Source organism: Shewanella sp. NKUCC06_TVS (assembly GCF_019345515.1).
In the GTDB taxonomy this organism is placed as follows: domain Bacteria; phylum Pseudomonadota; class Gammaproteobacteria; order Enterobacterales; family Shewanellaceae; genus Shewanella; species Shewanella oncorhynchi.
In genome coordinates this window covers 63,940-88,713 of record NZ_JAHKQX010000012.1, presented here as the reverse complement: position 1 = coordinate 88,713, position 24,774 = coordinate 63,940, and the positions used below count along the sequence as shown (strand labels likewise).

The window sequence follows — 24,774 nt, the reverse complement described above, 5'->3', positions numbered from 1 at the left end:
TTTACCCAAGCCACCTCAAAATACACATTTTAGAGCGCCCAAGGGTATTAAACTTCCGTGAATAGAATTACTAAAGGGGTCATCCATGGAAAATCGTTGGCAAGTCGCTATTTCTGCCGGCCTATTGGCGGCTATTTGGTGTGGCGTCGCAGATGCTTTTCATCTGGTCACTTGGATCGGCTTTTTAGGTTGTAGCACTTTTTTTGCTCAACCTAAGGCTGGCTTTCAGGGCGTGATGATGGCGTGGTGCACAAACCTGTCCGGTGTATTTTGGGCTTGGCTCATTATCTCGGGTAGCAGCTTTTTTATTTCGCCCGTATTTGGGTATATTTTTACCGGCATAGCCACTTCGGCCATGTGTTTACAGGCAAGTTATCAAAAGCTTAGCTTTATTCCAGGCGCATTTATTGGCTGTTGCACTACCTTTGCTATGGCGGGTGATGTGGCCAATGTCGTGCCGTCGTTGATCATTGGTGGCTTATTAGGTTTTAGCATGAGCCTGTTAACGGGGCAGTTGGTTACTCTGACACAAAAGTGGTCTGCCGCCACACGTAACCAAGTTGCTAGCGCGGATTAGCATAATACCTGCTCAGATCTTATGACTGACATAGTTGTCGTGGCAATCTGAGCTATACTGCTGATTTAGTGCCAAATAGCATTTTGTTCTTAGGAATTATCAAGATGAAACAAATCCAGTTTCGTACCATTGATGCCATATTGATCAAGTTCAGTCTCAACGGAAAGTTTTGGGTAGTGTGTTCTATGGTGGCGCTGATCACGGCCGCCGTGGCACTTGTCAACTATCAACATGCGCACCGTAACCTTGAGCAGGCCTCTATCGCTCGGGTTCAAGCTAGCGTCGATACCTTAGCGCAAGTTGCAACGGCGCAAAAGCTACAAGCTGACGCCTTATCTCAATTTGCCAGTCAATACGGGTTAACTGTAACTTCAAGGCAAAGTGACGCGCAGCGTCAAGGGGATAAAGTGACGGTCAGCGCCAGTGTGTCAGGTCAAGCCTTACAACTGACGCAGAATGTCCATGAGTGGGAAGCCGATGCGCGTAGCGATGCTAACTTTATGTTCTGGTTAGCGTTAGTGGGCTTGTTGCCTTTATTCCAACTGAGTTACTGGATTTCAACTTCACTCGGTGGTGGATTATGGGACATGTACTTAGCCATCAAACGCTTAGCCGATGGTGATTTGAGCTTTAGATTAAACTTCTTTGGTACTGACGATTTCAGTTTGATTGCCCGCGAAATCGATCGCTGCGCCGACAATATGAGTGAAATGGTGTCAGCCATTGGCAAAAATGCACAGACCTTATCATTGGCATCTGATGAATTTAATCAACAGGCGGCCACCAGTGATAAACTGATTGGGTTCCAACATCAATTCCTCGATTCCGTTGCCGTGGCGATGGCGCAAATGACCTCAGCGATTGAAGAAGTCTCTGTTAATGCGAGTAATACTTCGTTGCAAACCAAGGAAAATTCAACCCAAATGTTGGCCAGTCGTGGGCGTATTAGCCACACAGTGGAAAGCATTGGTTTACTCTCAACTAAGATTGGCGCGGCGTTTTCATCGGTGGAACAATTGTCTAAGGATGCGGCGAGTATCGATGCTGTAGTCACAACCATTAACAGTATTTCCCAGCAAACTAATTTATTAGCCTTAAATGCGGCCATTGAAGCGGCCCGTGCCGGTGAGCAAGGTCGTGGCTTTGCTGTTGTAGCCGATGAAGTGCGTACCTTAGCGGGTCGAACTCAACAGGCCACAGTAGAAATTCAGGCCATGATTGAAGGCTTACAATCTGGCACGAGTCGTTTATCTAGCATTACCATGGAGATAGTCGATCAGGCCGATGAAGGTCGCAGTGCGATTATCGCCGTCGGTGATGATGTTCAAGGCATGGCGCAATCGGTCAATGCGGTATTTGATATGAGCAGCCAAATTGCCGCCTCGGCGGAAGAGCAGAGTGTCGCCGCGCGGGATATTGCCGGACAATTGAATGAAATCCGCCATCAGTCGGAAACTATCAAACAAACAGCCCAGCGCAGTGTGACCTTAGCCAATGATTTGCACCATGCCTCGGTCGAGTTAGATGGCATTTTAAAGCAGTACCGCACGAGTTAATATGTCACCTTTAATGTGAGTCGTCGGCATGGGGTGTTGAGCAATAACGCCCGATACTGAGTCTCATATTAAGTAGTAACGTATCATCCGACAATGGCGGAAATCTTTGATTTCCGCCATTTTAATTTGGAAGTACCCAAAGAACTATTTAGTTATATTGCCCCATTCCGTTCTATCAGCGTGACATTATCTAAATTGACGGTCATAGATTTCAGGGGAGAAAGTTATGTCTGAAAATGTCCTTTTTGCGGAGGGTATTTCACTGTGGTTGGCGGTGGAAATCTGTGTTTTGTAAAAATAGAATTTGGGGAAATTGATGGTTTCTATATGGCTGATTGTGTTAACCTTTATCGGAAATATTTAAGAAAAATATCAAGCAATTTTAAATTGTTTGTTGATGATAAACGTTCACCAGAGTATCACTTGTTCGCCTCGGTCAATTAAAATTGGCTTGGGACGCCGCTTAACGTTAGGCAACAATAATTATGAATAACGATCCATTTCGAAACCCGACAGATACCGAAATAGCTAGCGCAGAAAGCAAACTGGGCATCAGTTTTCATGACGACTACCGATCATTTTTGAAGTCTGGCAGCGATGTTGCAAACGCTACCTTTGAGCCTGCGGTAATTTTACCCGGCTCTGGCCATCTTGATATCTTTGACATTGCTGAAACAGCCTGGAATGTCATGGGTCTTCCAAGAGACCTTTTGCCATTCATCGAGGATAATGGCGACTATTTCTGCATAGCAAAGACGGGTGAGATAATTTATTGGTCTCACAACGGCAGCACTAAGGAAGAATGGCCGAATCTTTCTGCATGGCACAAGCAGGTTTGTGTAGACCTTGAGTAACTGTGATAGCCTAAATAGTGGTTCAAATCGTTCGCTCCGCTCTCAGTGATGGGTTAAAGCCTGCCCCTTAGCCAAACGTTAACCCATACAAGCATTTAAAGCGGGACTGCTAACAGTTTGCTCGACTTCGCTTCGCTACACAATTTTAGCAAACGATTATCAGCCCCTTAAATGGGCGTTAAGCATTATGAGCAAATATCGAGATAAATTCGAATATCCGGAAAATCCAGCAAGTGCTGAAGAAATTCAGGCTCTTGAGAAATGGTTAGGAACAGATCTTCCGAGTGAGTATAAGAAGTTCTTGCTTGAAACTAATGGGGCAGAAACTCCGATTGGCGTGCAAGAACCAGATGACTCAGTTGTGCTCTGGAGCGCTAAAGAGATATCCGAATTAACAGAAGCCTATTGCTACGAGCAATACTTGCCTGGGTTGGTTGCTATTGGTTCAGATGGTGGGGGAGAGTCAATTGTCTTCGATACCACACATAATATAAGTTCAGAAGACTGGCCAGTTTATAGGGTACCTTTCGGCGATTTAACGAAAGAGTCTATGGTATTGTTGGCGGAAAATTTCAATGAGTGGGTTTCCAGTGGTTATTCGCTCAATTTCTAAAATGTTTAACAAGGCCAGTCAATCTGACCTCCGTAAACTGTCTTCTTTTTTGCAAAAAAGACGTAAAAAAGCTTCCAACTCACTCCGGCAGTTGCTGGCGGCGTTATGTTTAAAGCGGTAGACATTAGAAAGAGGGCATCAATATGTCAGGAGAGCGAATATCGGGTGATGGAGAACGAGAACGATGTCCTGTACATGGGCATACGAGAAGGCTATCTAGCAAAGAAATTAATGAGATTAAGCACGCTGTAGAAGTTGCTAACTCACAAGCTAAACGTAAGGGAGTTACACCTAAAGATCCTCAAATTGGTCTTTTCAGTTGTAAATGTAATTGCTTCTATGTGAAAGTTGAATAATGGTCCATCAATATGTTGATAGTATTATCAGAATGCGAACATAACAAATTGCTGTATCTGAAATTTTTCCGTTCCTTCTTTTTTGTTTGATAACACAAAAGCTTCTACTCCAAAAATGCAGCTGAGCAAGGCGTTACACCATAGAAATTTCTATGCGAAATTCACTTGTTATAGCTGATGACCTAATACGCTTTTGTCCCAAAGCATGCTACCTATTTCTTTAAAAACAAACAGGTTTCGCCAATGCTAAACAGGTGAGCCTTGGTGATTTGCGAGACGACCTTCCGCCCCATGGCCGCTCTTTGGCGTCCATGCCATCGTGGCATTTGTGAATCCTTTCACATCAGATGGGGCGGTCGAGCATCCACGGATGGACTGGCTGCGAGTCGACGAGCAAATACCATGGCAAGCATGTGTGAGTGGACATCAGCAAACGCTAAACTCCTCACAACTAAAATTATTGGTCCCCAAACACTCGTCTTCAAGACATATCTGTCCAAAAGTGAATTACGTTCAGTATCACACCTGACTCATTGACTATTCATCGAACGATAAAGATAAAATATGTTTCGCCCATAAAAAAACATCGACCTAAGCCGATGTTTTATATCTACTAAGATGATCGAACGTTAGCGGGTTAAGCCTCTTTGAACGTGCTCCAGATGGGGGCGTGATCTGAAGGTTTATCTATGCCGCGCAGATCGTAATCGACATCGGATTCGACTAAACGTGCTGCCAGTGAAGGCGTTGCTAAAATCACATCAATTCGCAGGCCGCGGTTGTCATCGAACCCTTTGCTGCGGTAATCGAACCAAGAATAACGTTCGATGCGCTCTGGATGTAATTGACGGAAAGTGTCGATTAAGCCCCAGTCTTGTAAGGTTTTTAACCACTCACGCTCTTCCGGTTGGAAGCTACATTTGCCGGTTTTTAGCCAACGCTTACGATTGACTTCACCTATGCCTATGTCTAAATCGGTCGGCGAAATATTGATGTCACCTATGATGGCGATATCTTCATCGTTGCTGTGATTTGTCTGCAAGTAGTGCATTAAATCCTGATAAAACTTACGTTTAGCAGGATATTTTGTTGGGTGGTCTATGCTTTCGCCCTGGGGGAAATAGCCGTTGAACACAGTCAATGGACGACCATTCGCTTGGGTAAATGTGCCGATAATCATGCGGCGCTGGGCATCTTCATCATCGCTTGGAAAACCCTTTTGCAGTTTTTCTGGTGCGACTTTAGACAGCATGGCAACACCATAGTGAGCTTTACCGCCGTGGTAATGCACTTGATATCCCATAGCTTCGACTTCGGCTAATGGAAACGCCTCATCGTGCACTTTGGTTTCTTGCAGGCCGATAATGTCGGGCTGGTGGCTATCGATTAAGGCTTGCAATTGATGCAAGCGTGCCCGCAGACCATTGATGTTAAAGGACACTATTTTCATTAAGGCAGGACTCGTTTAAAGGGTTTAACCACAACACTTTGGTAAACGCCCGCTTCGATATAGGGATCGGCATCGGCCCAGTGTTTTGCTGCGACTAAGGATTCAAAATCTGCGACAACCAGTGAACCACTAAAGCCAGCATCACCAGGATTTTCGCTGTCGATGGCTGGGTGTGGGCCAGCGATCAGTAAACGACCTTCATCGGCGAGGGCTTGCAGGCGAGCTAAATGGGCTGGGCGGGCGGCTAAACGTTTTTCTAAACTATTCTCAAAATCTTGAGCTGAAATCATATACCACATTATTTGAGTTCCTTGCGTTGATCTTCGGGAAGGTGTTTATAAAGATAAAATACGGTCAGGACAGTATTAATTAAGGTTAAAGCGGTTAAACCAAACACTTTAAAATTGACCCAAGTTTCTAATGGCAAACTAAAGGCGACATAAATATTGACTAGGCCACAAGCGGCGAAAAAGATCACCCAATACCAAGTTACACGAGCCCAAATTTTGTCGTCTACTTGCATTTCTTTGCCTAACATCGACTTTAATATCGATTTATTGAGCAATTGACTGACACCTAAGGCGATGGCAAACAAACTATAGATAATGGTCACTTTCCACTTGATAAAAGAATCATCGTGAAACACTAAAGTGAGTGTGCCAAACACTGTCACCATAGCAAAGGTGATTAAGTGCATCTTTTCAAGTTTCTTATATAGCGCATAGGTCACGATCAATTGAAGCGCGGTGGCTGCGATCAATGCACCGCTGGCGATATAAATATCGAAAAATTTATAAACGGCAAAAAAGATGACGAGGGGCAGGAAATCAAGCAGTTGTTTCATAAATAATCATGTTAAAGAGACATGGGCTTGAGTGTAGCATGTGCAACATAAGGGCAAAAGCACCATGGGCCTAGGATTGCGATCTTGCCCATTAAATGGGTTTAATGGGCAAGTTAGACTTGTGCTTGTTTGGCGGCGTTTGTCTTAGCGTTAGGGCGACTTAGTAGTGGGCAATCGTGGCATTGGCCGGTGTTGGCGAGTTGATACCTTAGGCAGCAAGTACGGCGAATGCAGTGGATGTTTGTGCTGCCTTCTTTGGGTTCAACAATCAAATTGATGCTGTTATACAGTGGATTTTGGGTGCCATCAAAAAAGGTCGTTCTGCGAAACAGAGCTTGCTTAAGTTGCTGACTTTGTTGCTGAGATAATCCCAACTCTCCTAGATACCAGTGGATCAGATAGCCTAAGTGACTCCAATATAATTTAGCGGGCACGGGGCTCAAAGTGAGTAGGCGCTCAACACTTGGTTGCAGTAAGTTTAAGACAAGGCCTTGTAGGGCGAGTTCATTATCAACTGGCGGCTTATATGAAGTTAATGGCGAGTGTACCTTAGTGTCTGTCTTGAAACTTGGCTTAGTGTTTGTTTGGGCAAGTGGCTCGATGCCGTGGTATTTTTTAAAGGTTAAAGCGGTATTTGGCTGGCGCTTTGCGATGTTAAATTCAAATTTTGCCACTCGGCCACTGGCGTGTAGCTGCATAAACACGGACTGTGGCTGCCAGTGAATAGGCTCGAAATCGGCTTTTTTTGCGTTAAAAATCCACTCCATCACAGGCGGAACTAAAAGGCCAAAATACCATTGACCCCAAAGTGAATGCAGCGCTTTGCGAGTGTCTTTTCTACTGGCCGTAGTGCTTTTACTGACTAAGGCGCTTTTATTGGCGAAAGCGTGCGCTCGGCTGGTTGCAGCTTCAGTTTCAGTTTCACTCTGAGTTTCTGCGCTAGGGTGTGCGATGGCAAAACGTGCAATGAGTTTTTGATAAGTATCGACATTACTCCATTCATCAAAACTGAGCCCAGTAGGGGACTGCGTTGCGCTAAGGTGTTCGCCATAGAAGGGTGCCCGTTGATGTAACAGCTGATTGAGTGACAAAATAGTTTGATTCAACGCGTTGTGGCTTGGCGAGGTATCGCACAATGTTTGCATTCTGGTGTCTCTCCGTTGGCTTGCCATAGTGACTCCTTAATGGCTGTGATTGATTGCTGCTGTTATTGATAAGCCCCACTATTATTGATAAGTTCCATATAAATGAGGACCTTGTGAGCCCAAGATTGGGGCTCACAAGGTTTTTCGAACGATCTCAATAAAAGTCTGACTTAGAAGCGATAGTCCAAGGTTAAGCTGGCACTTCGAGGCGTACCGTATTGGAATTGGCTGTATTGACCGACTTGGCTGTAGTAGCTTTTATCTAAGGCGTTGTGCAGGTTTGCGCTGAGTTTAAGTTGCTCGGTGAAGGCGTAACTCGCCATTAGACTCGCTAGCGCGTAAGAGCCTTGCTCGACTTCGACTTTGCCAAGTGGCGAATTAACTGTTTGGTAGACGCGGCTCTGCCAGTTAACCCCCGCACCTATTTGCAATTTATGCCAATCACCGCCAAAGGTATAAGTGGTGAAGAGTTTTAATTGCTGGCGTGGTGAAGTGGTACTGATACGTTTGCCTTCAGGATCTTCGCTAGTGAACTGGGTGTAACCTAAGTAAAGATTCCAGTCATCAGTGATTTTACCCGTCGATTCAAATTCGAATCCCTGTGTTTTTGTACCGTTTATGCCTTCATACACTTGCGTTGTTGTTCCTGGGATCACATCGCCAGTGCTGACTCCGACATTGTCTTGCCTGATCTCAAACACCGACAGCGACATATCTAAAGCCTCATCGAACAGGCTCGCCTTAATCCCGCCTTCGTAGTTTTTCCCTTTGACTGGATCTAGGTAGCTTTTATCGATTCTTTGCTTAGTTTGCGGTGCAAAAATATCCGTATAATTGGCATAGAGCGAATATTGCTCGGTCAGGGCGTAGGTGAGGCCGAAGTAAGTGGTGAGTTCGTTGCTGATGTTGAAATCGTAGCGGCTGCTAAAGTTATCTTGGTCAGTTTCCCACTCATTGAGGCGTAATCCGACGATGACAGCTAAAGCGTCGCTGAGATTAAGCTGAGTCGCCACATAGGCTGCACTCTGTTTGGTTTCGCCAAATGAACCCGTGGTATAGGTTTCCTTCCATTGAGGTTTTGGATATTGGAAGTTCGGATCGCGAAAATCCCCCAAAGGCGGTACTGCCGCAGTGGGATAATAGTAGGGATTGGCGAACTCTTGGCGTTGGCCATTCCAGCCAAACATCAATTGATGTTCCTGACCAAAGAGTTGGTATTGTCCTTCGGCGCGCAAATCCACATTGTGTTGGGTGCGACTGCCGTCGACATAGGCGATAGAGCCTGCAGTGGTGCCGATATTGGTTACAGGATCAGGATATCCCGTGGCCCATAGTACATCGAACTCCAATGAGTTATCGCCGTAGGTGTAAGTCCCTTTTAGGTTCCAACCGTTGTCTAATCTGTGTTCGAGACTCGCAAAAGTGTTGAGGCCTTGGGTATGCGCCGAGCCCCAATCGGGCGCCGTTGAAGTGGCACGATCATAATTAGTGCGACTGCCATCGCTGTAAAATAGCGGTAAACCGCCCGACATAGTGCCGCTCGGCGTGGCATCTTGGTAATCGATACCAAGGGTAAATAAGGTGCTATCGCCAATATCGGTTTCGACTATGCCGTATAGCGTTGTGCGCTGCTGCTCGTACCTGTCTTGGAATGAATCTTTATCCTGATAGGCGGCGACCACGCGACCGCGCACAGAACCCGAGTCATTTAAGCCGCTGGAAACATCGACCATACCGCGCACATTATTCCATGAGCCCACACTTAGCGAGGTGTTGCCCATAAACTCTTGAGTCGGGCGTTTACGGATAAGGTTAATGGCCGCCGAAGGATTACCGGCTCCCGTCATGAGGCCAGTCGCGCCGCGTACCACTTCTACTCGCTCGTAGATGGCGGTGTCTATGAGATTATCCCCATAGTTGAAGCGGGTATCGTAGGTGGTGGGCACACCATCGTACAAAATGCTGGTCACGGCAATGCCGCGGGCACTAATACTGTATCTGTCGTTATCCATTGGGCGGGCATTGATCCCCGCAACGCTGGTCATGGCATCAATCACGCTATTAAGCTGTTGATCATTCATCATTTGGCGGGTGATAGACGTGACCGATTGCGGCGTTTCTAGATAGGATAAATCGAGCCCAGTAGCCGTGTTCATCGCTTGTGTCTTATAGCGATTGTCGTGTAAATCCTTAGCGCCAATGACATTGATGACTTCAATTTCTTTCTGGTGCTTTTTAGTCTTACTATCCGCATCGACAGTGTCAGCTGTGGCATGGGGAACCGTGGCTAACATGGCTGAGCACAGCAATAGCTTCGGGTTAACGAGGGCTTGCCGACAGACGAGTGCGATGCTGGAGAGAGGAAAAGTCTTCATAATGTTGATCTTTAATTCCGTTTAGGTTGGGGGTTAAACAAGCTGGGCCAACATTGGCCCAGCTAAAGTTTCGGGGTTATCCACTTTGTGGTGTGTTAACGTGTCCTTTGCTCAGCGCTGCTAAGCATAGGGCGCTTAAAGGCATGGCTTTGTCTAAAGGCCGCCAAGGGATTGTCGATGCCGCCGGCGAAACGCAGGTTTTTCTCCCTGTCGGCGAGGTCTATCATTTGTTGGTTATTATTCAATTGGATACGGTTGAGGCACGTACGTACAAAGCTGTCCTTAAACAGATCGTATTGGGCAAACTTGTCGGCCAAATGTGGATGCTGGGCTTGGTAATCACGTACATTGTCCGCCACTAACTCCCAGAATTGGCTTTCACTGACACTGGTTTGCTCATCGAGCAGCGGTGCTAAATAGCGGAAAATACAGTCAAAAATATCCAGTAAGATGTAATTAAGCTTCATCTCTTCTTCAAGGCTAACCGCAAGGCGTTTTACATCATCAGGTAGTGGCTTCACGCCATTGAGTACCGCGACTTCTTCGCCTATGTCTTTCATTAAAATCTTGACTGGCACATATTCATTGAGCACTAAGATCAGGTTTTCACCATGGGGCATAAAGACCAGATCGTAGGCAAAAAAGGCATGTAACAGCGGCGATAAATACAGGTTTAAGTAGCGACTGACCCAATCCTTTGCTGATAAGCCTGAGGCGGCTATCAAGGCTGCAATAAGGGCCTTATCTTCATGATCCGTATGCAGTAGCGCAGCCATGGTCATCAGATTTTGCTTAGGCTCAATGTGTGGCAGCGGGCTTTCGCGCCACAGGGCAGAGAGCATTTTTTTGTAGGCGCTATCTTGGGTGAGTGCCTGCTCGTAATAATGGTGGTGGTAACCTATTGCGGCAATTTCTTTGAGGATCACAAAGCCTTGTTGGGCAAAGTAAGGATCGTTTTCAACCAAGTTTGCAACCCAAGCATTGATCTGCGGTGTGCAGCTCATGTAAAGGGGCGATAGACCACGCATAAAGCCCATATTTAGGATAGAAAGCGCGGTTTTGACGTAGCACTTTTGCGGTGATGCAAGATTGAAGAAAGTGCGTATCGATTGCTGCACTTGATATTGCTCATTGCCTTCACCAAGATAAACCAGATCGCCACGGGCTATATCGCCGGCAAAGACGCGGGCGATTTTTTCACGCCACTGCCAAGGGTGCACAGGCATAAAGTAGAAGTCCTGCGGATCATGCTGCTGGGTTTTAAGACATTGTTGGAAGTCAGTGAACTGCTGGCCAAGCTCTTCCTTGAGTAATGCGTCGTGACTCAAGTTTTCGAGGGCGGCAAACGTGGTTTTGTTTTTGCGGACACCAAGCCAGACTAACTGCATCGGCATCGCGCTTTCTGGGGCAAATTGACGGTAATCCTGCATATCAAAACCAATCCGGCCATTATTGGCGATAAACACCGGATGACCTTCTGTCATACCCGCTTCTATGCTTTGATAATCGGCTCGCGCCAGTGTGGCTGCGGGAATCGCCTGATGCGCTAACTTGTATGCCTTACTGTAAAGGGTGCTGGTGATTTCTTCTAAATAGGTTGGTAGTAAGGTTTCGCTGATCCCTAAGTCATTTTTAAGGGAAATAATCAGCGACATCGCATCGAGGATTTGTTCTTTGCCTGCAAGTGAAACGCGGATGGTATCGGCATCAATCGCGAGATGATCTAGCTGATAATGTCGTGCACTAAAATAATAAGTGCTGTCTTTGAGCCGCAGTTCATAGTGGTTGAGCCCCGCTTTTTGCCCGTATAGGGTCGGCGTAATGAGCTTCTCGTGGGTGAATTCGCAGAGGATTTTCTTCACTAAATGACGATTAGCCGCTTGCCAATAGACGGGAGTCAAATGCTCCGGCATAGAAGTCGATGTTGTCGACAGCGCCGAGCTTTGTTGAGCACGTACTGCTTGATCATGATGATCTTGCGTTGGCAATGGGTTAATTAATAAGGCTTTTGTGGGTAAGTTCATCTAATTCACCTAAAGAGTCGATAATGTCATGGGAGAGGTTGGAGATGCCGCGTGCGAGCTTGGCTTTGCTAGGGTTGGGCTTGCTAAGTATTGTTCTGCTAAGTTTGGCAGAGCAGGCATTGACTGATCTGAGCTTGGCAGGGCTGAGGTTGTTTGGGCTAGGCTCGTCAAAGAGGGTGTGCTCGATGGTCGAAGGCGCTGGGCCGCAGTGCAAAATCCGAGGAAAGCAGCTTTAGTGCTTAATTGAATCACTTTTTCATAGCGAATGCCTATCAGGCTATTTAAGCGATGAATTTTGCTATTGAGTTGATCGGGTTCAACCACGAGGCGATTAAAGGCCAGTTTTTCAAGCACGAGCTGCGCTATCGCATCCATCACCTTCAAGGATAAGCCGCTGACGGGTTTGCCATCTGGCGGCGCGATAATCAGATGCATACCACAATCACCCGGCGCAACACGATAGTGCTGGCCGATTTCATCGTGGACGGGATCGTAGAGTTCCACCATAAATAGCGCTTTGGCCTGCCATTCACCTATCAAGGCAAACTTGTGTTCTGTTGTTGCTAACAGATTTTTTATGGCATTAAGGTTCAAGCCCTGCATACCCCAAAACTTGGCGTAATCTTGGTTAAACCAAGACTGTAGTGTTGGAATGTCTTGTGTAAGGTCTAACGCTCTGAATTGGAAACCATTAATGCTCGAAATAGCGGATAGTTGCGTTAAACATAGTTGCGTTAAACAATGGTTGCTAAATTGGCTTGCCATTATTATGCCTCCTGGTTCGGCGCCATTAAGACCGGCATATTGGTTCCCGCGCCTGAACTCACGGTTGAACTTGCGCCAGAACTTGGAATCTTGGTTGGAGGGATAGTTTGTGGCGCATCAACTTGAGTTTTTCTGTGCGGCGCCTTAGGAAAATGTCTTGGATTAAGATCCAGCGTGTTAATTGCATTGGCGCCGCAGGGCTGATGACTGGCAAGTTTGGCCGGATCGAAGGTTTGAAATGCGATATGTTCCTCAATGTGGTAGGGCGCATAACCGAGCACAGCTTTTAAGATGGTGCCGTTGCGATAACAGCCCATACCCAGATCTGGAGAGCTTATTCCATGGGTATGCAAACCGACATTCTGGACAAAAATATCCCCTCGAATATCTATGCTGTAATCACGCTGCACGCTAAGTTGTCCGGCGTCATCGAATTCGACTTGTTGTTTAATACCACTGATAAACTCGGGTAAACGATAGTGGTAACCTGTGCCTAAAATGACGGCGCCCGTTTCTTGCTCAAAGGTGTGATTTTTTTCATTGTGGTGGAAATGCAACTTGAGCATATTGGCTTGGGGCTCGATATGAGTCAGCGCCGCATTCGTCATCAGTCGGCATTGAAAATCGGCCAATAGGCGCTTTTGATATAACAAATCGTAAATGTCGTTTATCAGCTCAGAATTTATTCCTTTGTAGAGTTGTTTCTGGCTGGCGATCAGTGAGCATCTTTGATTAGGGGTCAACTCGTGGAAGTAATCGACATAATCTGGCGAGGTCATCTCTAAAGTAAGCTTGGTATATTCCAAGGGATAAAAACGCGCTGATCGTGTCATCCAATTGAGTTGATAACCATAGGTATCAATCTCTTGCAGTAGATCGTAAAACACTTCCGCCGCACTCTGGCCACTACCAATTACTGTGATGGCACTCTGACTCTGCAGGTAGGTTTTTTGCTGCATATAACTGGCAGTATGCATGACCCGTGCATCTTGGATTGGGCAATCCTTTGGTAGATAAGGTTCAGTGCCAGTGCCTAGCACTAGCTTTCGGCATTGATAGGTATGGGTTTTACCACTGCGCCTATCAAAACCTGTAACTCGATAAATACTTTCACCTGCGTTGTAATCCACTTGAGTGACCTTAAAACCAAATTTAAGGTTGCTGAGTTGTTGGCTCACCCATTGGCAATACAAGTTGTATTCGTGGCGAGGTAAAAAGAAATTCTCACGAATATAAAAGGGATAAAGTCTGCCCGTTTGCTTGGCAAAATTAAGGTAACTGTAGCGGCTGGTGGGATCGGCCATAGTCACCAGATCCGACATAAAGGGTGTTTGTAATCTTGAGGATTTGAGTAGCATGCCTGGATGCCAGTCAAAACTGGTTTTAGCATCTAAAAATAAGCAGTTAAAGCCGTCAATAGGTTCTGATAAGGCGGCGAGGCCAAGATTGAATGGGCCAATGCCTATGCCAAGTAGATCAAAAATTTCGCGATCCATTTCCCTTTGCTGTGTACTCACTTACGCCTCCTTGGCAACATGCTACTGCGCGTTGCCGATCCAGTAATCAGTTACCTAAGGACGCAAACCAAAGTGAATGCGGTTATCAAAATAGACTGTTTGGCTATTTATCTTGCGTTGATTAACTCGCTATTTTTAGCTCAGTCCTTAGGCCATTTCCTGCTGTCTCTGTCCCGACAACGGTAGGTAAATTAGCATGTGAAAATATTCAAATGCAAATCATTCTCATTTGTGTGGGGCTATAGGTTAATACTTTTAACTGATAAATAAGGGGGGCGGATACGGTTAATGGTACAAATAAGTAAGTGATAAAGGGGTGATAATTAGGCAGCGTTTTGGGGATGTATCATTTAGGGTTTTACAATCTCTATTTTTATAAAAGATATAAATACAGTGGTTTACATTAATGCTTGAGTTGGTTCGAGAGCAGAGGAAAATTGATTTAGGTGGGAGTCATGTAATCCTTATACAATAAACATAGGTGCCGCTAAACGGTCAGTGTAAATCCATTGTAAAGCGTGGACAGGGGGCTCAATGAGCGCTTTGATTTAATACGATTGGTATGGTGTAGGTCGTACTGTTTTAGTTTAAGTGAATATTGGCAGGGTAACAGATCGAGCAATTATCGATGTGATTTTTAGTCGCTGTACGCATAAGAGAAGGAGTTCAAGATAAAGCCGTCCTAAAACGGCTTTGAAATAAAATAGTTAAATCGGAAGATTAAGTCGTAAAACTAGCGTAAATCGACAAAATGAGCTGTGATTTTACGCACCAAAGGTAACACCATCAGCAGTGTAGGAAAGGCGACAACCCATGAGATCAGCCAAGCGCCTAGCCAGAGTTCGAGAAATTGCGGTGAAGCGCCAACGCCATTGAAAGTGCTGATCCCAGAAACGATACAACTCATGAGAATAGAGAGAAAAAATGGCATCACCACAGTGGCATACTTGGCCGGTAATTTGGGTGTTCCCAAAAAAGTACGAGGTTTGTTATTGGGTAAAGATTTAGAAATGGTCATCGGATCCTCTAATGGATATGTATCAGGCGAATGATTTGTTACAGGCTAGCACTATACCTTTTTTTATCGACTCAATTCATCCAATTTGTTACCCAAAGCTCGCCTGTTACATTAACCCAATGGCCTAGCGAGATAGGGGATTTCCCAAGTTCATTATCAAAGGGGAGCGGTAGATTTGATTGCAACAGGTAAATTGTATCTTCGGGTGTTTGGCTGATGTCGATGATTTGTCCCGAAGCTTCAAAGTGACAGTTATGCAACGGGAACTTCAGATACTGGTGTGGATTTTGTTTAATTATATCATTAGCTTGAATGCTTGCACTCGCTAATCGGTCAAGCAACTCAATTGTGACCCATTGGTTAACCGGAAAGCGAATTTCGGCCTGCTGATCGCTACCTTGGTAGTAAAACCAAATTGGCGCACCATTATCGCATTTACCTGCAACTTCACCTTCAAAACCACAGCCCCAAGGCGTTAATTCGAGAATATAGATCCGATACTGCATAAAAAGTCCGTTTTTCTTCGATAGGGCATTCTATCGAGGAACTGTGACTAAATAAATACGCTGTCAGTGTAGTACTGGGTGAGTGTCAGTATTGCCTTGATAGATTGTGTTTGAGGGAGATAAAGGCTGAGTAAACATAGAGCTTGGTAAATATAAACAAAATAAGCGAGGCGACGAGTCTACCTCACTTATTTTATTTGTAATTGAATTCTTGATTTATATTGGATTATTTAAATCAAGACTCGCTTAGGTTGCAGCCTTCATTGTGCGAGTAAATTCCCCAAGCGTTGCAAGTAGCTTAACTTCATCGTGCTGGTGGGTTTCGATGATTTTTACTACGGCAGAGCCAGAAATCGCCCCCGCAGCGCCCGCTTTGATGGCGGCGCTTACCTGTGAAGGCTCGGCAATACCAAAACCGAGGAGCGGTGGCGGGGCGTTAAAGGCTTTTAATTTAGATAAAATTTCCTCTACCGGCACGCCAGCTTTCGTGTCTGTGCCTGTGACTCCTGCGCGGGATAAGAGATAGGTGTAACCTTCACCACTTTTACTCACTTGCTCCAGGGTTTCACTGTCAGCATTGGGCGGCGCGATAAAAATCGGCGCAATACCATGGGCTTTAGCGGCTTCGCTAAAGGGCGCTGATTCTTCCACTGGAACATCGGCGATAAGTACTGAATCCACACCCGCTTGCTGCGCTTTGGCGTAAAACGCATCTATGCCGTTAGCAAACACCAAGTTCGCATACAGCAGTAAACCGATTGGAAGTTCAGGATATTTAGCGCGCACTTGCGCCAGTAATTCAAAACACGCCGTTGGAGTTGTGCCAGCGGCTAAAGAACGCAGGTTAGCGCCTTGGATCACTGGGCCATCGGCCAAGGGATCGGAAAACGGAAAGCCCAGTTCTAAGGCATCGGCACCGTTTTGCACTAAGGTATCGATAATTTTTAGCGATAACTCAGGGCTAGGATCACCAAGGGTGACGAAGGGGACAAAAGCGCCACGGCCTTCGGCGTTGAGTCTGGCAAAGGTGGCTTGGTAACGGCCAGTGTTGGTAGACGTGTCACTCATGTTTATTATTCCTCTTTACCATTCAAAATGTCAGAAACGGTGAAAATATCTTTGTCGCCACGACCGGAAAGATTGACCACTAAAATGGTTTCTTTGGTGCACTCGCGCGCCATTTTGACGGCATAGGCGATAGCATGCGCCGATTCTAATGCGGGGATAATACCTTCACAGCGCGCCAGTTGTTGGAAGGCTTCTAAGGCTTCATCGTCGGTAGCTGATTCATAACGGGCGCGGCCTGTGGCATTAAGATGCGCGTGCTGCGGGCCAACGGAGGGGAAGTCCAATCCGGCTGAAATCGAGTAAGATTCTTCGATTTGCCCTTCGCTGTCTTGCATCAAAGGCGCTTTCATGCCGAAGAAAATACCAGTCTTACCGTGTTTAAGCGGCGCGCCGTGCATTGGCGTGTCTATGCCTTTACCCGCAGGTTCGACGCCAATCAGTTCGACACTTGGTTCGTCGATAAAGTCAGCAAACATGCCGATAGCGTTGGAACCGCCGCCAACACAAGCGATAACAGCATCGGGCAGTCGACCTTCACGTTCCAGCATTTGCTTCTTGGTTTCTTCGCCAATAATGCGTTGGAATTCACGCACTATGGTTGGGAACGGATGTGGCCCCGCAGCTGTGCCTAGGAGATAGTGGGCCTTTTCGTAGCTGCCAGACCAGTCGCGCATCGCCTCGTTACAGGCATCTTTTAGGGTGGCAGAACCTGAGGTGACAGGGATCACTTCCGCACCCATCAAACGCATTCTAAATACGTTAGGTGATTGGCGCGCAATGTCTTTAGCGCCCATATAGACTTTACATTTTAAGCCTAACAGCGCGCAGGCAAGGGCGGTGGCAACGCCGTGTTGTCCTGCGCCGGTTTCAGCAATAATTTCTTTTTTCCCCATGCGCTTAGCAAGCAGGGCTTGGCCTAACACTTGGTTGGTTTTATGGGCGCCGCCGTGGAGTAAATCTTCCCGTTTAAGGTAGATTTTCACCATAGGATTTGGGCTTAAATTGCGGGTTAAGGTCAGTGCTGTTGGGCGACCCGCATAGTTTTTCAATAAATCGGTAAACTCGGCTTTAAAGTCTTCATCTTCCTGCGCTTCCACAAAGGCAGTTTCTAATTGCTTAAGGGCTGGCACTAAAATCTGTGGCACATACATGCCGCCGTATTCGCCGAAATAAGGGTTAAGCTTTAACTTTGACATACCTTTTTCCTTATCTTATCAATCAGTTTGTCAGTGGCTTGATGGTGCTAACAGCGTCTTGGGGTTAACCGCATCGTTATCTATTTGGCCACTGGCATTAATAGGTTCATATTGTTTGTTGAGCATCACTCTTGTCCTGCACCAACAGCATCTAGGGCTTCTTGCTTAGCGCGATAGGCTAGAGACGTAAATGGGCAAAAGCCGTTTGGATCAGTTGCGCCGATTTAATTCCTGCGGCGGTTTCTAGGCCAGAATTAAAATCTAAACCGTAAAATCCTTGGGCATTGGCACTGGCCGCATTGTCGGCGTTGAGTCCGCCAGCCAACATGGCATGGGCTTTTTGTGGGCAGAGGGATTTCACATCAATGCTTTGCCAATTAAAGGCTTGGCCTGAGCCGCCAAATTGGTCTGCCGTTTTACTATCAAAGAGATATCGCGATGCTCCCTGAGGTATGTTACCAAGCTCACCCGTTTGCGCATCGACGCTGACGGCTTTCCAAATTTGAGTTGTGAGTCCCGCTTGCTCAAGTCGCTCTGCGAGTTGTGCGATTTCAAGTTCAGTTTCAGTGCCATGCAGCTGTACGGCAGATAACTGCAAACTGGCTGCGGTATCCGTAATGGTGCTTGGCGCGGCATTAACAAACACACCGACGAATTCAATGGCGGGAGCCGCGGATGCGCGATATTCCCTGAGCAATTGTTCAGCTGCATTAAGGGTTAATGCGCGCGGGGATTTTTCAGCAAAAATCAGCCCGGCATAGACGGCACCTGACGTTGCCGCGGCGCGAATATCTTCCATGCGGGTGAGGCCGCAGACTTTATTGTGACCGAAGATCAATTTACGGCAGGCTAAGTCGATATCAGCCTCGGCCATTATCGAACTACCGACGAGGAAACCATCAACCAGTGGACTCAGGCGGCGTACTTGCTGATTGTTGTAGATGCCTGATTCGCTGATCACCACGCGGTCGCTGCCAATATGTGGCGCCAGCGTTTCTGTGGTGGCGAGATCGGTACTCAAATCCCTTAAGTTACGGTTATTGATCCCGATAATCGGCGCATCTAATGCGATGGCGCGTTTAAGTTCTTCTTCGTTACTGACTTCGGTCAGCACATCGAGTTGATACTTAGCGGCTTCTTTCGCTAGGCGGTGATATTGCGCATCATCGAGTACGGATAGCATTAACAGAATGGCATCGGCACCTTGGTGGGCGGCGAGTTTAATTTGGTATTCATCGACAAAAAAATCTTTGCACAGAATAGGTTGGTTCACCCGAGCGCGCACCTTAGGGATATAGTCCATATCCCCTTGGAAAAACTGCTCGTCGGTTAATACCGAAATGCCCGCCGCATATTTTCCGTAAATATCGGCAATGGCTTCTACATCAAACACATCGCGGATAAGCCCTTTGGACGGGCTGGCTTTTTTACATTCTAAAATGTAACCCGCCTTGGGCGCCTTGAGTGCGGCAAATAAACTGCGGTCAGAGATTTTTGGCGACAGACTGGCCTCGGGGAAACGCAGCTTCAGGGCGGCAATATGGGCAGCTTTGGTGTCGACTATACGGGTTAACACATTACTTTTTGGCATAGGGTTTGTTTCTGCCTGTGGCTGAGTTCTCATATCTTGGCTATTTGTTATCAGTTCTTGAGTCATTGCCACTTATTCCTTTGTTTCACTGCTGACTTTAGCTAATTGGCTTAGTAATTCAAAGGCTTTACCGCTTTGTATGGTACTGAGCGCAAGTAAGGTTCCTGTTTTCACTGAATCAGCAATCCCACACACATATAAAGCACAACCTGCATTAATGGCGACCGCATTGGCATGCGCATCTGTGCCGTAACCTTTTAAAATTGCCTCGGTGATCAAGGCATTCTGCGCGGGTTCGCCGCCTTCTAAGTCACTGATTTGTGCTAAAGGCACACCTAAATCGGCGGGCGTGAGTTGATACTCTATGATGTCGCCGTCTTTTAATTCGGCCACTTGGGTGTTGCCGTGCAGCGCGACTTCATCTAAACCACTGCCGTGCACTACCATAGCGCGTTTTGTGCCAAGCGCCTTTAATACTTTCGCTATCGGTAAGACTAACTCAGGGCTATAAACGCCAAGTAACATAAATTCGGGGCGGGCAGGATTGATAAGTGGCCCTAACACATTGAATAAGGTGCGCGTTTTCAGTGCTTGCCTGACCGACCCCGCATGTTTTACTCCGCCGTGGTAGTGGGGCGCAAATAAAAAGCACAGGTTCAATGCGTCGAGGCAACGACTGGCGGTGTCTGGTGACATGGTTAAGTCAATGCCAAACTGCGCCAATAGATCCGATGAACCCGATTTACTCGACACGCTACGATTGCCGTGTTTGGCGACCTTGGCGCCCGCCGCCGCGGCAACAAAGGCCGCAGTGGTGGAAATATTAATGGTATTAAAGCCATCGCCACCCGTGCCAACTATGTCAACGATGCCATTGCTAAGGTTATCGCCATTCGAGTAGGGAAACGTCTTGGCGGCGGCGCGCATCGCATCGGCGGCGCCGCTGATTTCATCAATGGTTTCGCCGCGCATCTTGAGCGCGACTAACATGCCTGCCATAGTGGCTTCACTCATTTCACCGCGAATTAACGCGCTAAAAATCTCAAAGGTTTGCTCGCGACTTAAACTCTTACCTTGGTATAAAACGTCGAGTAAAAGCTGAATATTGTTTGTACTCATGCATTTACTCCTGCTGTCATGTCTTGGGTCAGAAATGCCAAGGTTTGAATGAGCAGTGTGCTGCCCAACGTCGTCAGAATTGATTCTGGGTGGAACTGAAACCCAACGGCTTTATGCTCAGGGTGCAAAATCGCCATAGGCATATCTTCAGTGGTTGCGATCACTTGCAGGCAATCCGGCACTTGAGTGGCGACGAGACTGTGATAGCGGGCAACGGGCAGGGGAGAGGGCAAACTGGCAAATACGCCAGTACCGTCATGGAAAGTCGGGCTTGCCTTGCCGTGTACCACAAAAGGTGCGCGTGCCACTGTGCCGCCGTAATATTCCACCATGGCTTGATGCCCAAGGCAGATACCCAGTATAGGCACCTTACCCGCAACTTTGGCGATAAGTGCCATCATAGAACCTGCCTCATGGGGTGCACCTGGTCCTGGTGATAACACGAGGGCTGCAGGCTCTTGTTCGTTAAGCAGTTTTTCAGCGATATAATCGGCGGCAACATCGTTGCGGTAAATCACCACTTCACAGCCAAGGCTGCGAAATTGATCCACTAAGTTATAGGTAAAGGAGTCAAAGTTATCGAGTAGATAGAGTTTCATGTTTGGCTCCTATTTATATTGTGCTGAAGAGGATTGTTCTGAAGTGGATTGGGCTGACGATTCATTCACTGGTGATTCAGTTACTAGCAGTCCAGCGCCCATCTTGATGGCTGAAATCACGGCTTGGGCTTTTTGACGGGTTTCATCTGCTTCGCTTTGTGGATCCGAATCAAATACCACGCCAGCGCCCGCTTGAATAAAGGCGGTGCCATTTTTAACAAAGGCGGAGCGGATAACGATGCAAGTGTCCATGTCACCAAGGGCATTAAGGTAACCCACAGCGCCACCATAGCTGCCGCGACGGGCTTTTTCTGCTTGGCGTACCAGTTGTGATGCGCGTACTTTTGGTGCGCCCACTAATGTGCCCATGTTCATGCAGGCTTGATAAGCATGCAGGGCATCTAAATCTTGGCGCAGTTGACCCGTTACGCGGCTGACGAGGTGCATCACGTGGGAATAACGGTCAACTTTTAATAGTTCGGCGACTTTGCGGCTGCCGCTTTGGCTGATGCGTGCGATATCGTTGCGAGCTAAATCGACCAGCATTAAGTGTTCCGACAGTTCTTTTTTATCTAAACGCAGTTCAAGTTCAATACGGCTGTCTAAGTCAAAATCAATCTCGCCCGTGGCGGTTTTACCGCGTTTGCGGGTGCCTGCAATCGGGTAGACTTCCACCTGATTACTGCTGGCATCAAATTTGAGCGCACTTTCTGGTGAGGCACCAAAAAGCGTGAAATCTTGGCCTCTGAAATAAAACATGTAAGGGCTTGGGTTCGTCAGGCGCAGGGCACGATAAGCTCCTAAAGTATTCGGGCAAGGCAAACTAAAGCTACGGGATGGCACTACTTGGAAAATATCGCCCGCAATAATGTGTTCTTTCAAATCGATAATGGTTTGTTTGAACACTTCATCGGAAATATTGACTTGCTCAGTTGCGTCAATGGCGACCAGTGTCGGTATATCGGCAGGTGAATTACCCAGAGTTTTACATTGTGTGCTTAAATGCTGTACTCGCTCGCTTAGCGTTGCGGTGATGGCGGCATATTGAGCTGAATCGTGACTGAAGTTATGGGTAATAATGTCGGCTTGTTTCAGTTTATGGTCGATAAGGATTAAGGTTTCAGCGAGGTAAAATAAGTAGTCTGGGCAATCGTTATCGCGGTTCGGTACGGCAGGCAGTGGTTCGACGGTATCAATCAAGTCGTAGGCCAGCACGCCACCTAAAAACAGATCCTCAAAGGCGGGCTTGGTCTGGCTGTCAGTATGGGCGCCACAACCAATCTGCTGTATAAACATCCGTAGACCATCGAGTGGCGAGGTCGATTTTAAGCGTGCATCTTCATCCTGCAATTGAGTGTCTTTTTGTAGTGTCACCACTAAGGTGGATTGCGCGCTTTGGCAGTGGGCGGTCGGGCTAAAAAAGCGTTCGATGGGATCAAGTAAGCTCGCGCCATTGTCGGTCAGTGCGGTGAAGGTCAGCTGATAACCGTCACAGCGGATCATCATGGCGGCATGGGTCATTACCATGCTTTTTAAGTGATCTTTACTGTCGATTTCGGCCGATTCGAGCAACATAGTATGGGGCGCATCTTGGGTGATGTGCTGATATAAGCGTAGTGGATCGCTGTGGTAGGTTAATGCCGCTTTGAGTGTGCTTGAGCGTGCGAATGTCTGTTTGGGCATGTTCATATTCCAGCTACCTTATAAAATGTCTTTAACATCATGAGTTATCTCGCTTTCTTAATTTTTTACCCGAGTCTGCCGACATTTTTCGCACCTAACAAAAAAGCCCGCATTTCTGCGGGCTTCTTGTTGATTCTGGTCACTTTCAAATGAGCACAGAGCTTCACACCACCCGCTACGTTGGGAAGTGCCACCACCAAATGATGTTTAATGAAGCGTTAATGTGTGTCATTCAAAAGGGTCTCGCTAATTCAGTAATTGGTGTATAGAAAACCTTAGCTGGAGCTGAATGTCAATTGAATATTTTTCACTTCCTGCGATTTATTCGCTGCAATGATGCATAAAATTGATGTTACTCAGCCACAAAATACGAGATAGCAGCGCATTTGTTAACAAGTTCGCGTACAATAGCGCCATGAATACTCAAAGCATATTGGCTGATCTACACAGCCACACGACAGCGTCCGATGGTCAATTAACGCCGTCTGAATTGGTGGCAAGAGCCCTTGAAAAGGGTGTGCAGTTATTTGCCATTACCGATCACGACACAGTGGCTGGTTTACCTGAAGCCCGTGCCTTTAATCAGGCACAAGCTACTCCATTGAAATTGATTTCTGGCGTGGAAATCTCTACTCGCTGGAACAGTTATGATATCCACATAGTGGCGCTTAACTTCGATGCTGATAATCCAGCGTTATTAGCATTTTTAGAAAACCAGCGTGAATTACGTGAATTACGTGCTCAAGAAATTGGCCATAGATTAGCTAAAGCCGGCATTGAAGGTGCCTACGAAGGTGCTAAGGCGTTGGCGGGTGATGCGGCATTGAGCCGTGGACATTACGCTCGCTGGATGGCTGAAAATGGTCATGCTGTGGATATGCCCAGCGTCTTTAAACGCTACCTTGCACGCGGTAAAACCGGTTATGTGCCTAATAATTGGGGTGATATGGCCAGTGCCATTGATATCATCCATAACGCAGGTGGATTAGCCGTGTTGGCGCATCCCAGTGGTTATAAGTTATCGGCTAAGTGGCTTAAGCGCTTAGTGCGTGAATTTAAAGAAGCCGGTGGAGATGCCATGGAAGTGGTGCTTGGCCAGCAAACATTAGACGACAGGGCCAATCTTGTGGCGCTGAGTGTCCAAAACCAGTTGCTTGCATCGATAGGGAGTGATTTTCACTTTCCGAGCAATTGGATAGAATTAGGTAAAAATCTGTATCAGCCCCAAGGTATTGATTGGGTCTGGCAATCGGAATCTTGGATGGAACGACCATGAGTCAGTTTTTTTATGTACATGAAGTAAATCCGCAAACGCGGCTTATTAGTCAGGCGGTTGCCGTATTGAAAAGCGGCGGTGTGATTGTTTATCCCACCGATTCGGGCTATGCCTTAGGCTGCTTGATTGGTGAGAAAGACGCTATGACGCGGATGGCGAGAATTCGTCAAATTGAGAACGATCATAACTTTTCCTTGATGTGCCGCGATTTATCCGAGCTTGCGACCTACGCTAAAGTGGATAATCAGGCGTATCGCATCCTAAAAAGCTGCACGCCTGGGCCTTATACGTTCATTTTCAAAGCGACTAAAGAAGTACCGCGTCGCTTACAAAATGACAAGAAAAAGACCATAGGTATTCGTGTGCCCGACAATGTGATCGCACTGGCGTTGCTTGAAGCCTTAGATGCGCCGCTGATGTCGACCAGTTTAGTGATGCCGAATGCAGAATTTGCCGAGTCTGATCCTGAACAAATTCGTGATTTGCTCGAGCATCAAGTGGATGTGATTATCCACGGTGGTTATTTAGGCGAAAAGCCAACGACTGTGATTGATATGTCTGAAGATGGCGCCGAGATTTTACGTGAAGGCGCGGGTGATATCACGCCGTTCCTCTAAATCTGCCACATTAGATTTATCGCTA

General features: G+C 46.8%; 22 protein-coding genes and 1 other annotated feature. Of the genes, 6 read left to right on the top strand and 16 right to left on the bottom strand.

Annotated features, from left to right (window positions below):
* Window positions 1–85 precede the first annotated feature (85 nt).
* The 4 genes from KO531_RS14300 (at window position 86) to KO531_RS14285 (ending at window position 3,600) form a co-directional block, all read left to right on the top strand.
* Entirely contained in the window at window positions 86–577 is a 492-nt protein-coding gene (locus tag KO531_RS14300) for a DUF1097 domain-containing protein (protein ID WP_028761013.1), read from the top strand.
* A 104-nt stretch (window positions 578–681) separates the two neighbouring features.
* On the top strand, window positions 682–2,133 hold the full coding sequence (locus KO531_RS14295) for a methyl-accepting chemotaxis protein (protein ID WP_219251507.1): 1,452 nt from the start codon (window positions 682–684) through the stop codon (window positions 2,131–2,133).
* A 485-nt stretch (window positions 2,134–2,618) separates the two neighbouring features.
* Window positions 2,619–2,987: an SMI1/KNR4 family protein gene (locus KO531_RS14290; RefSeq protein WP_028761011.1), complete on the top strand. Its 369-nt coding sequence runs from the start codon at window positions 2,619–2,621 to the stop codon at window positions 2,985–2,987.
* A gap of 187 nt (window positions 2,988–3,174) precedes the next feature.
* Window positions 3,175–3,600: an SMI1/KNR4 family protein gene (locus KO531_RS14285; protein ID WP_198572796.1), complete on the top strand. Its 426-nt coding sequence runs from the start codon at window positions 3,175–3,177 to the stop codon at window positions 3,598–3,600.
* Between the two features lie 993 nt (window positions 3,601–4,593).
* Here KO531_RS14285 and xthA read toward each other — a convergent pair.
* The 16 genes from xthA to KO531_RS14205 all read right to left on the bottom strand — a co-directional run bounded on the left by xthA (window position 4,594) and on the right by KO531_RS14205 (window position 22,856).
* Window positions 4,594–5,406: an exodeoxyribonuclease III gene (gene xthA / locus KO531_RS14280; protein ID WP_028761009.1), complete on the bottom strand. Its 813-nt coding sequence runs from the start codon at window positions 5,404–5,406 to the stop codon at window positions 4,594–4,596.
* A complete protein-coding gene (locus KO531_RS14275; RefSeq protein ID WP_028761008.1) occupies window positions 5,406–5,705 on the bottom strand; it encodes a YciI family protein in 300 nt (99 codons plus the stop codon). The genes xthA and KO531_RS14275 overlap by 1 nt, the downstream gene beginning before the upstream one ends.
* Window positions 5,705–6,250 (bottom strand): septation protein A, encoded by a 546-nt coding sequence (locus tag KO531_RS14270; protein WP_028761007.1) that lies wholly within the window; start codon window positions 6,248–6,250, stop codon window positions 5,705–5,707. Before KO531_RS14270 ends, KO531_RS14275 begins: the two co-directional genes overlap by 1 nt.
* Window positions 6,251–6,363: 113 nt before the next feature.
* Window positions 6,364–7,422 carry a siderophore-iron reductase FhuF gene (fhuF, locus tag KO531_RS14265; RefSeq protein ID WP_219251506.1) on the bottom strand — a complete coding sequence of 353 codons (1,059 nt, stop codon included), beginning with the start codon at window positions 7,420–7,422 and terminating at the stop codon, window positions 6,364–6,366.
* Between the two features lie 143 nt (window positions 7,423–7,565).
* Window positions 7,566–9,770 carry a TonB-dependent siderophore receptor gene (locus KO531_RS14260; protein ID WP_219251505.1) on the bottom strand — a complete coding sequence of 735 codons (2,205 nt, stop codon included), beginning with the start codon at window positions 9,768–9,770 and terminating at the stop codon, window positions 7,566–7,568.
* 95 nt (window positions 9,771–9,865) lie between these two features.
* Complete coding sequence (locus KO531_RS14255) at window positions 9,866–11,794, bottom strand: IucA/IucC family siderophore biosynthesis protein (protein WP_219251504.1); 1,929 nt, start codon at window positions 11,792–11,794, stop codon at window positions 9,866–9,868.
* Between the two features lie 9 nt (window positions 11,795–11,803).
* Window positions 11,804–12,559 (bottom strand): GNAT family N-acetyltransferase, encoded by a 756-nt coding sequence (locus KO531_RS14250; RefSeq protein WP_219251503.1) that lies wholly within the window; start codon window positions 12,557–12,559, stop codon window positions 11,804–11,806.
* A gap of 2 nt (window positions 12,560–12,561) precedes the next feature.
* Window positions 12,562–14,076, bottom strand: a complete 1,515-nt coding sequence (locus tag KO531_RS14245) for a lysine N(6)-hydroxylase/L-ornithine N(5)-oxygenase family protein (RefSeq protein ID WP_219251502.1) — start codon at window positions 14,074–14,076, stop codon at window positions 12,562–12,564.
* 733 nt (window positions 14,077–14,809) lie between these two features.
* Complete coding sequence (locus KO531_RS14240) at window positions 14,810–15,094, bottom strand: DUF2798 domain-containing protein (RefSeq protein ID WP_219251501.1); 285 nt, start codon at window positions 15,092–15,094, stop codon at window positions 14,810–14,812.
* Window positions 15,095–15,165: 71 nt separating this feature from the next.
* Entirely contained in the window at window positions 15,166–15,600 is a 435-nt protein-coding gene (locus KO531_RS14235; protein WP_219251500.1) for a glycerate kinase, read from the bottom strand.
* A 246-nt stretch (window positions 15,601–15,846) separates the two neighbouring features.
* Window positions 15,847–16,668: a tryptophan synthase subunit alpha gene (trpA, locus tag KO531_RS14230; RefSeq protein WP_219251499.1), complete on the bottom strand. Its 822-nt coding sequence runs from the start codon at window positions 16,666–16,668 to the stop codon at window positions 15,847–15,849.
* A gap of 5 nt (window positions 16,669–16,673) precedes the next feature.
* Window positions 16,674–17,864 (bottom strand): tryptophan synthase subunit beta, encoded by a 1,191-nt coding sequence (gene trpB, locus KO531_RS14225; protein WP_219251498.1) that lies wholly within the window; start codon window positions 17,862–17,864, stop codon window positions 16,674–16,676.
* A 178-nt stretch (window positions 17,865–18,042) separates the two neighbouring features.
* Window positions 18,043–19,521 carry a bifunctional indole-3-glycerol-phosphate synthase TrpC/phosphoribosylanthranilate isomerase TrpF gene (gene trpCF, locus KO531_RS14220; protein WP_219251497.1) on the bottom strand — a complete coding sequence of 493 codons (1,479 nt, stop codon included), beginning with the start codon at window positions 19,519–19,521 and terminating at the stop codon, window positions 18,043–18,045.
* A gap of 6 nt (window positions 19,522–19,527) precedes the next feature.
* Window positions 19,528–20,574: an anthranilate phosphoribosyltransferase gene (trpD, locus tag KO531_RS14215; RefSeq protein WP_219251496.1), complete on the bottom strand. Its 1,047-nt coding sequence runs from the start codon at window positions 20,572–20,574 to the stop codon at window positions 19,528–19,530.
* On the bottom strand, window positions 20,571–21,173 hold the full coding sequence (locus KO531_RS14210; RefSeq protein ID WP_219251495.1) for an aminodeoxychorismate/anthranilate synthase component II: 603 nt from the start codon (window positions 21,171–21,173) through the stop codon (window positions 20,571–20,573). Before KO531_RS14210 ends, trpD begins: the two co-directional genes overlap by 4 nt.
* A gap of 9 nt (window positions 21,174–21,182) precedes the next feature.
* Window positions 21,183–22,856, bottom strand: a complete 1,674-nt coding sequence (locus tag KO531_RS14205) for an anthranilate synthase component 1 (RefSeq protein WP_219251494.1) — start codon at window positions 22,854–22,856, stop codon at window positions 21,183–21,185.
* A 97-nt stretch (window positions 22,857–22,953) separates the two neighbouring features.
* Window positions 22,954–23,061: a sequence feature (Trp leader region), on the bottom strand.
* A gap of 210 nt (window positions 23,062–23,271) precedes the next feature.
* Here KO531_RS14205 and KO531_RS14200 point away from each other — a divergent pair.
* A complete protein-coding gene (locus KO531_RS14200; RefSeq protein ID WP_105253095.1) occupies window positions 23,272–24,132 on the top strand; it encodes a PHP domain-containing protein in 861 nt (286 codons plus the stop codon).
* On the top strand, window positions 24,129–24,749 hold the full coding sequence (locus KO531_RS14195) for an L-threonylcarbamoyladenylate synthase (RefSeq protein ID WP_028760994.1): 621 nt from the start codon (window positions 24,129–24,131) through the stop codon (window positions 24,747–24,749). The genes KO531_RS14200 and KO531_RS14195 overlap by 4 nt, the downstream gene beginning before the upstream one ends.
* Window positions 24,750–24,774 lie beyond the last annotated feature (25 nt).

Coding starts and splice junctions, on each gene's coding strand:
- KO531_RS14300 (WP_028761013.1), top strand. CDS start 86: ATGGAAAATCGTTGGCAAGTCGCTATTTCTGCCGGCCTATTGGCGGCT.
- KO531_RS14295 (WP_219251507.1), top strand. CDS start 682: ATGAAACAAATCCAGTTTCGTACCATTGATGCCATATTGATCAAGTTC.
- KO531_RS14290 (WP_028761011.1), top strand. CDS start 2,619: ATGAATAACGATCCATTTCGAAACCCGACAGATACCGAAATAGCTAGC.
- KO531_RS14285 (WP_198572796.1), top strand. CDS start 3,175: ATGAGCAAATATCGAGATAAATTCGAATATCCGGAAAATCCAGCAAGT.
- xthA (WP_028761009.1), bottom strand. CDS start 5,406: ATGAAAATAGTGTCCTTTAACATCAATGGTCTGCGGGCACGCTTGCAT.
- KO531_RS14275 (WP_028761008.1), bottom strand. CDS start 5,705: ATGTGGTATATGATTTCAGCTCAAGATTTTGAGAATAGTTTAGAAAAA.
- KO531_RS14270 (WP_028761007.1), bottom strand. CDS start 6,250: ATGAAACAACTGCTTGATTTCCTGCCCCTCGTCATCTTTTTTGCCGTT.
- fhuF (WP_219251506.1), bottom strand. CDS start 7,422: ATGGCAAGCCAACGGAGAGACACCAGAATGCAAACATTGTGCGATACC.
- KO531_RS14260 (WP_219251505.1), bottom strand. CDS start 9,770: ATGAAGACTTTTCCTCTCTCCAGCATCGCACTCGTCTGTCGGCAAGCC.
- KO531_RS14255 (WP_219251504.1), bottom strand. CDS start 11,794: ATGAACTTACCCACAAAAGCCTTATTAATTAACCCATTGCCAACGCAA.
- KO531_RS14250 (WP_219251503.1), bottom strand. CDS start 12,559: ATGGCAAGCCAATTTAGCAACCATTGTTTAACGCAACTATGTTTAACG.
- KO531_RS14240 (WP_219251501.1), bottom strand. CDS start 15,094: ATGACCATTTCTAAATCTTTACCCAATAACAAACCTCGTACTTTTTTG.
- KO531_RS14235 (WP_219251500.1), bottom strand. CDS start 15,600: ATGCAGTATCGGATCTATATTCTCGAATTAACGCCTTGGGGCTGTGGT.
- trpA (WP_219251499.1), bottom strand. CDS start 16,668: ATGAGTGACACGTCTACCAACACTGGCCGTTACCAAGCCACCTTTGCC.
- trpB (WP_219251498.1), bottom strand. CDS start 17,864: ATGTCAAAGTTAAAGCTTAACCCTTATTTCGGCGAATACGGCGGCATG.
- trpCF (WP_219251497.1), bottom strand. CDS start 19,521: ATGACTCAAGAACTGATAACAAATAGCCAAGATATGAGAACTCAGCCA.
- trpD (WP_219251496.1), bottom strand. CDS start 20,574: ATGAGTACAAACAATATTCAGCTTTTACTCGACGTTTTATACCAAGGT.
- KO531_RS14210 (WP_219251495.1), bottom strand. CDS start 21,173: ATGAAACTCTATCTACTCGATAACTTTGACTCCTTTACCTATAACTTA.
- KO531_RS14205 (WP_219251494.1), bottom strand. CDS start 22,856: ATGCCCAAACAGACATTCGCACGCTCAAGCACACTCAAAGCGGCATTA.
- KO531_RS14200 (WP_105253095.1), top strand. CDS start 23,272: ATGAATACTCAAAGCATATTGGCTGATCTACACAGCCACACGACAGCG.
- KO531_RS14195 (WP_028760994.1), top strand. CDS start 24,129: ATGAGTCAGTTTTTTTATGTACATGAAGTAAATCCGCAAACGCGGCTT.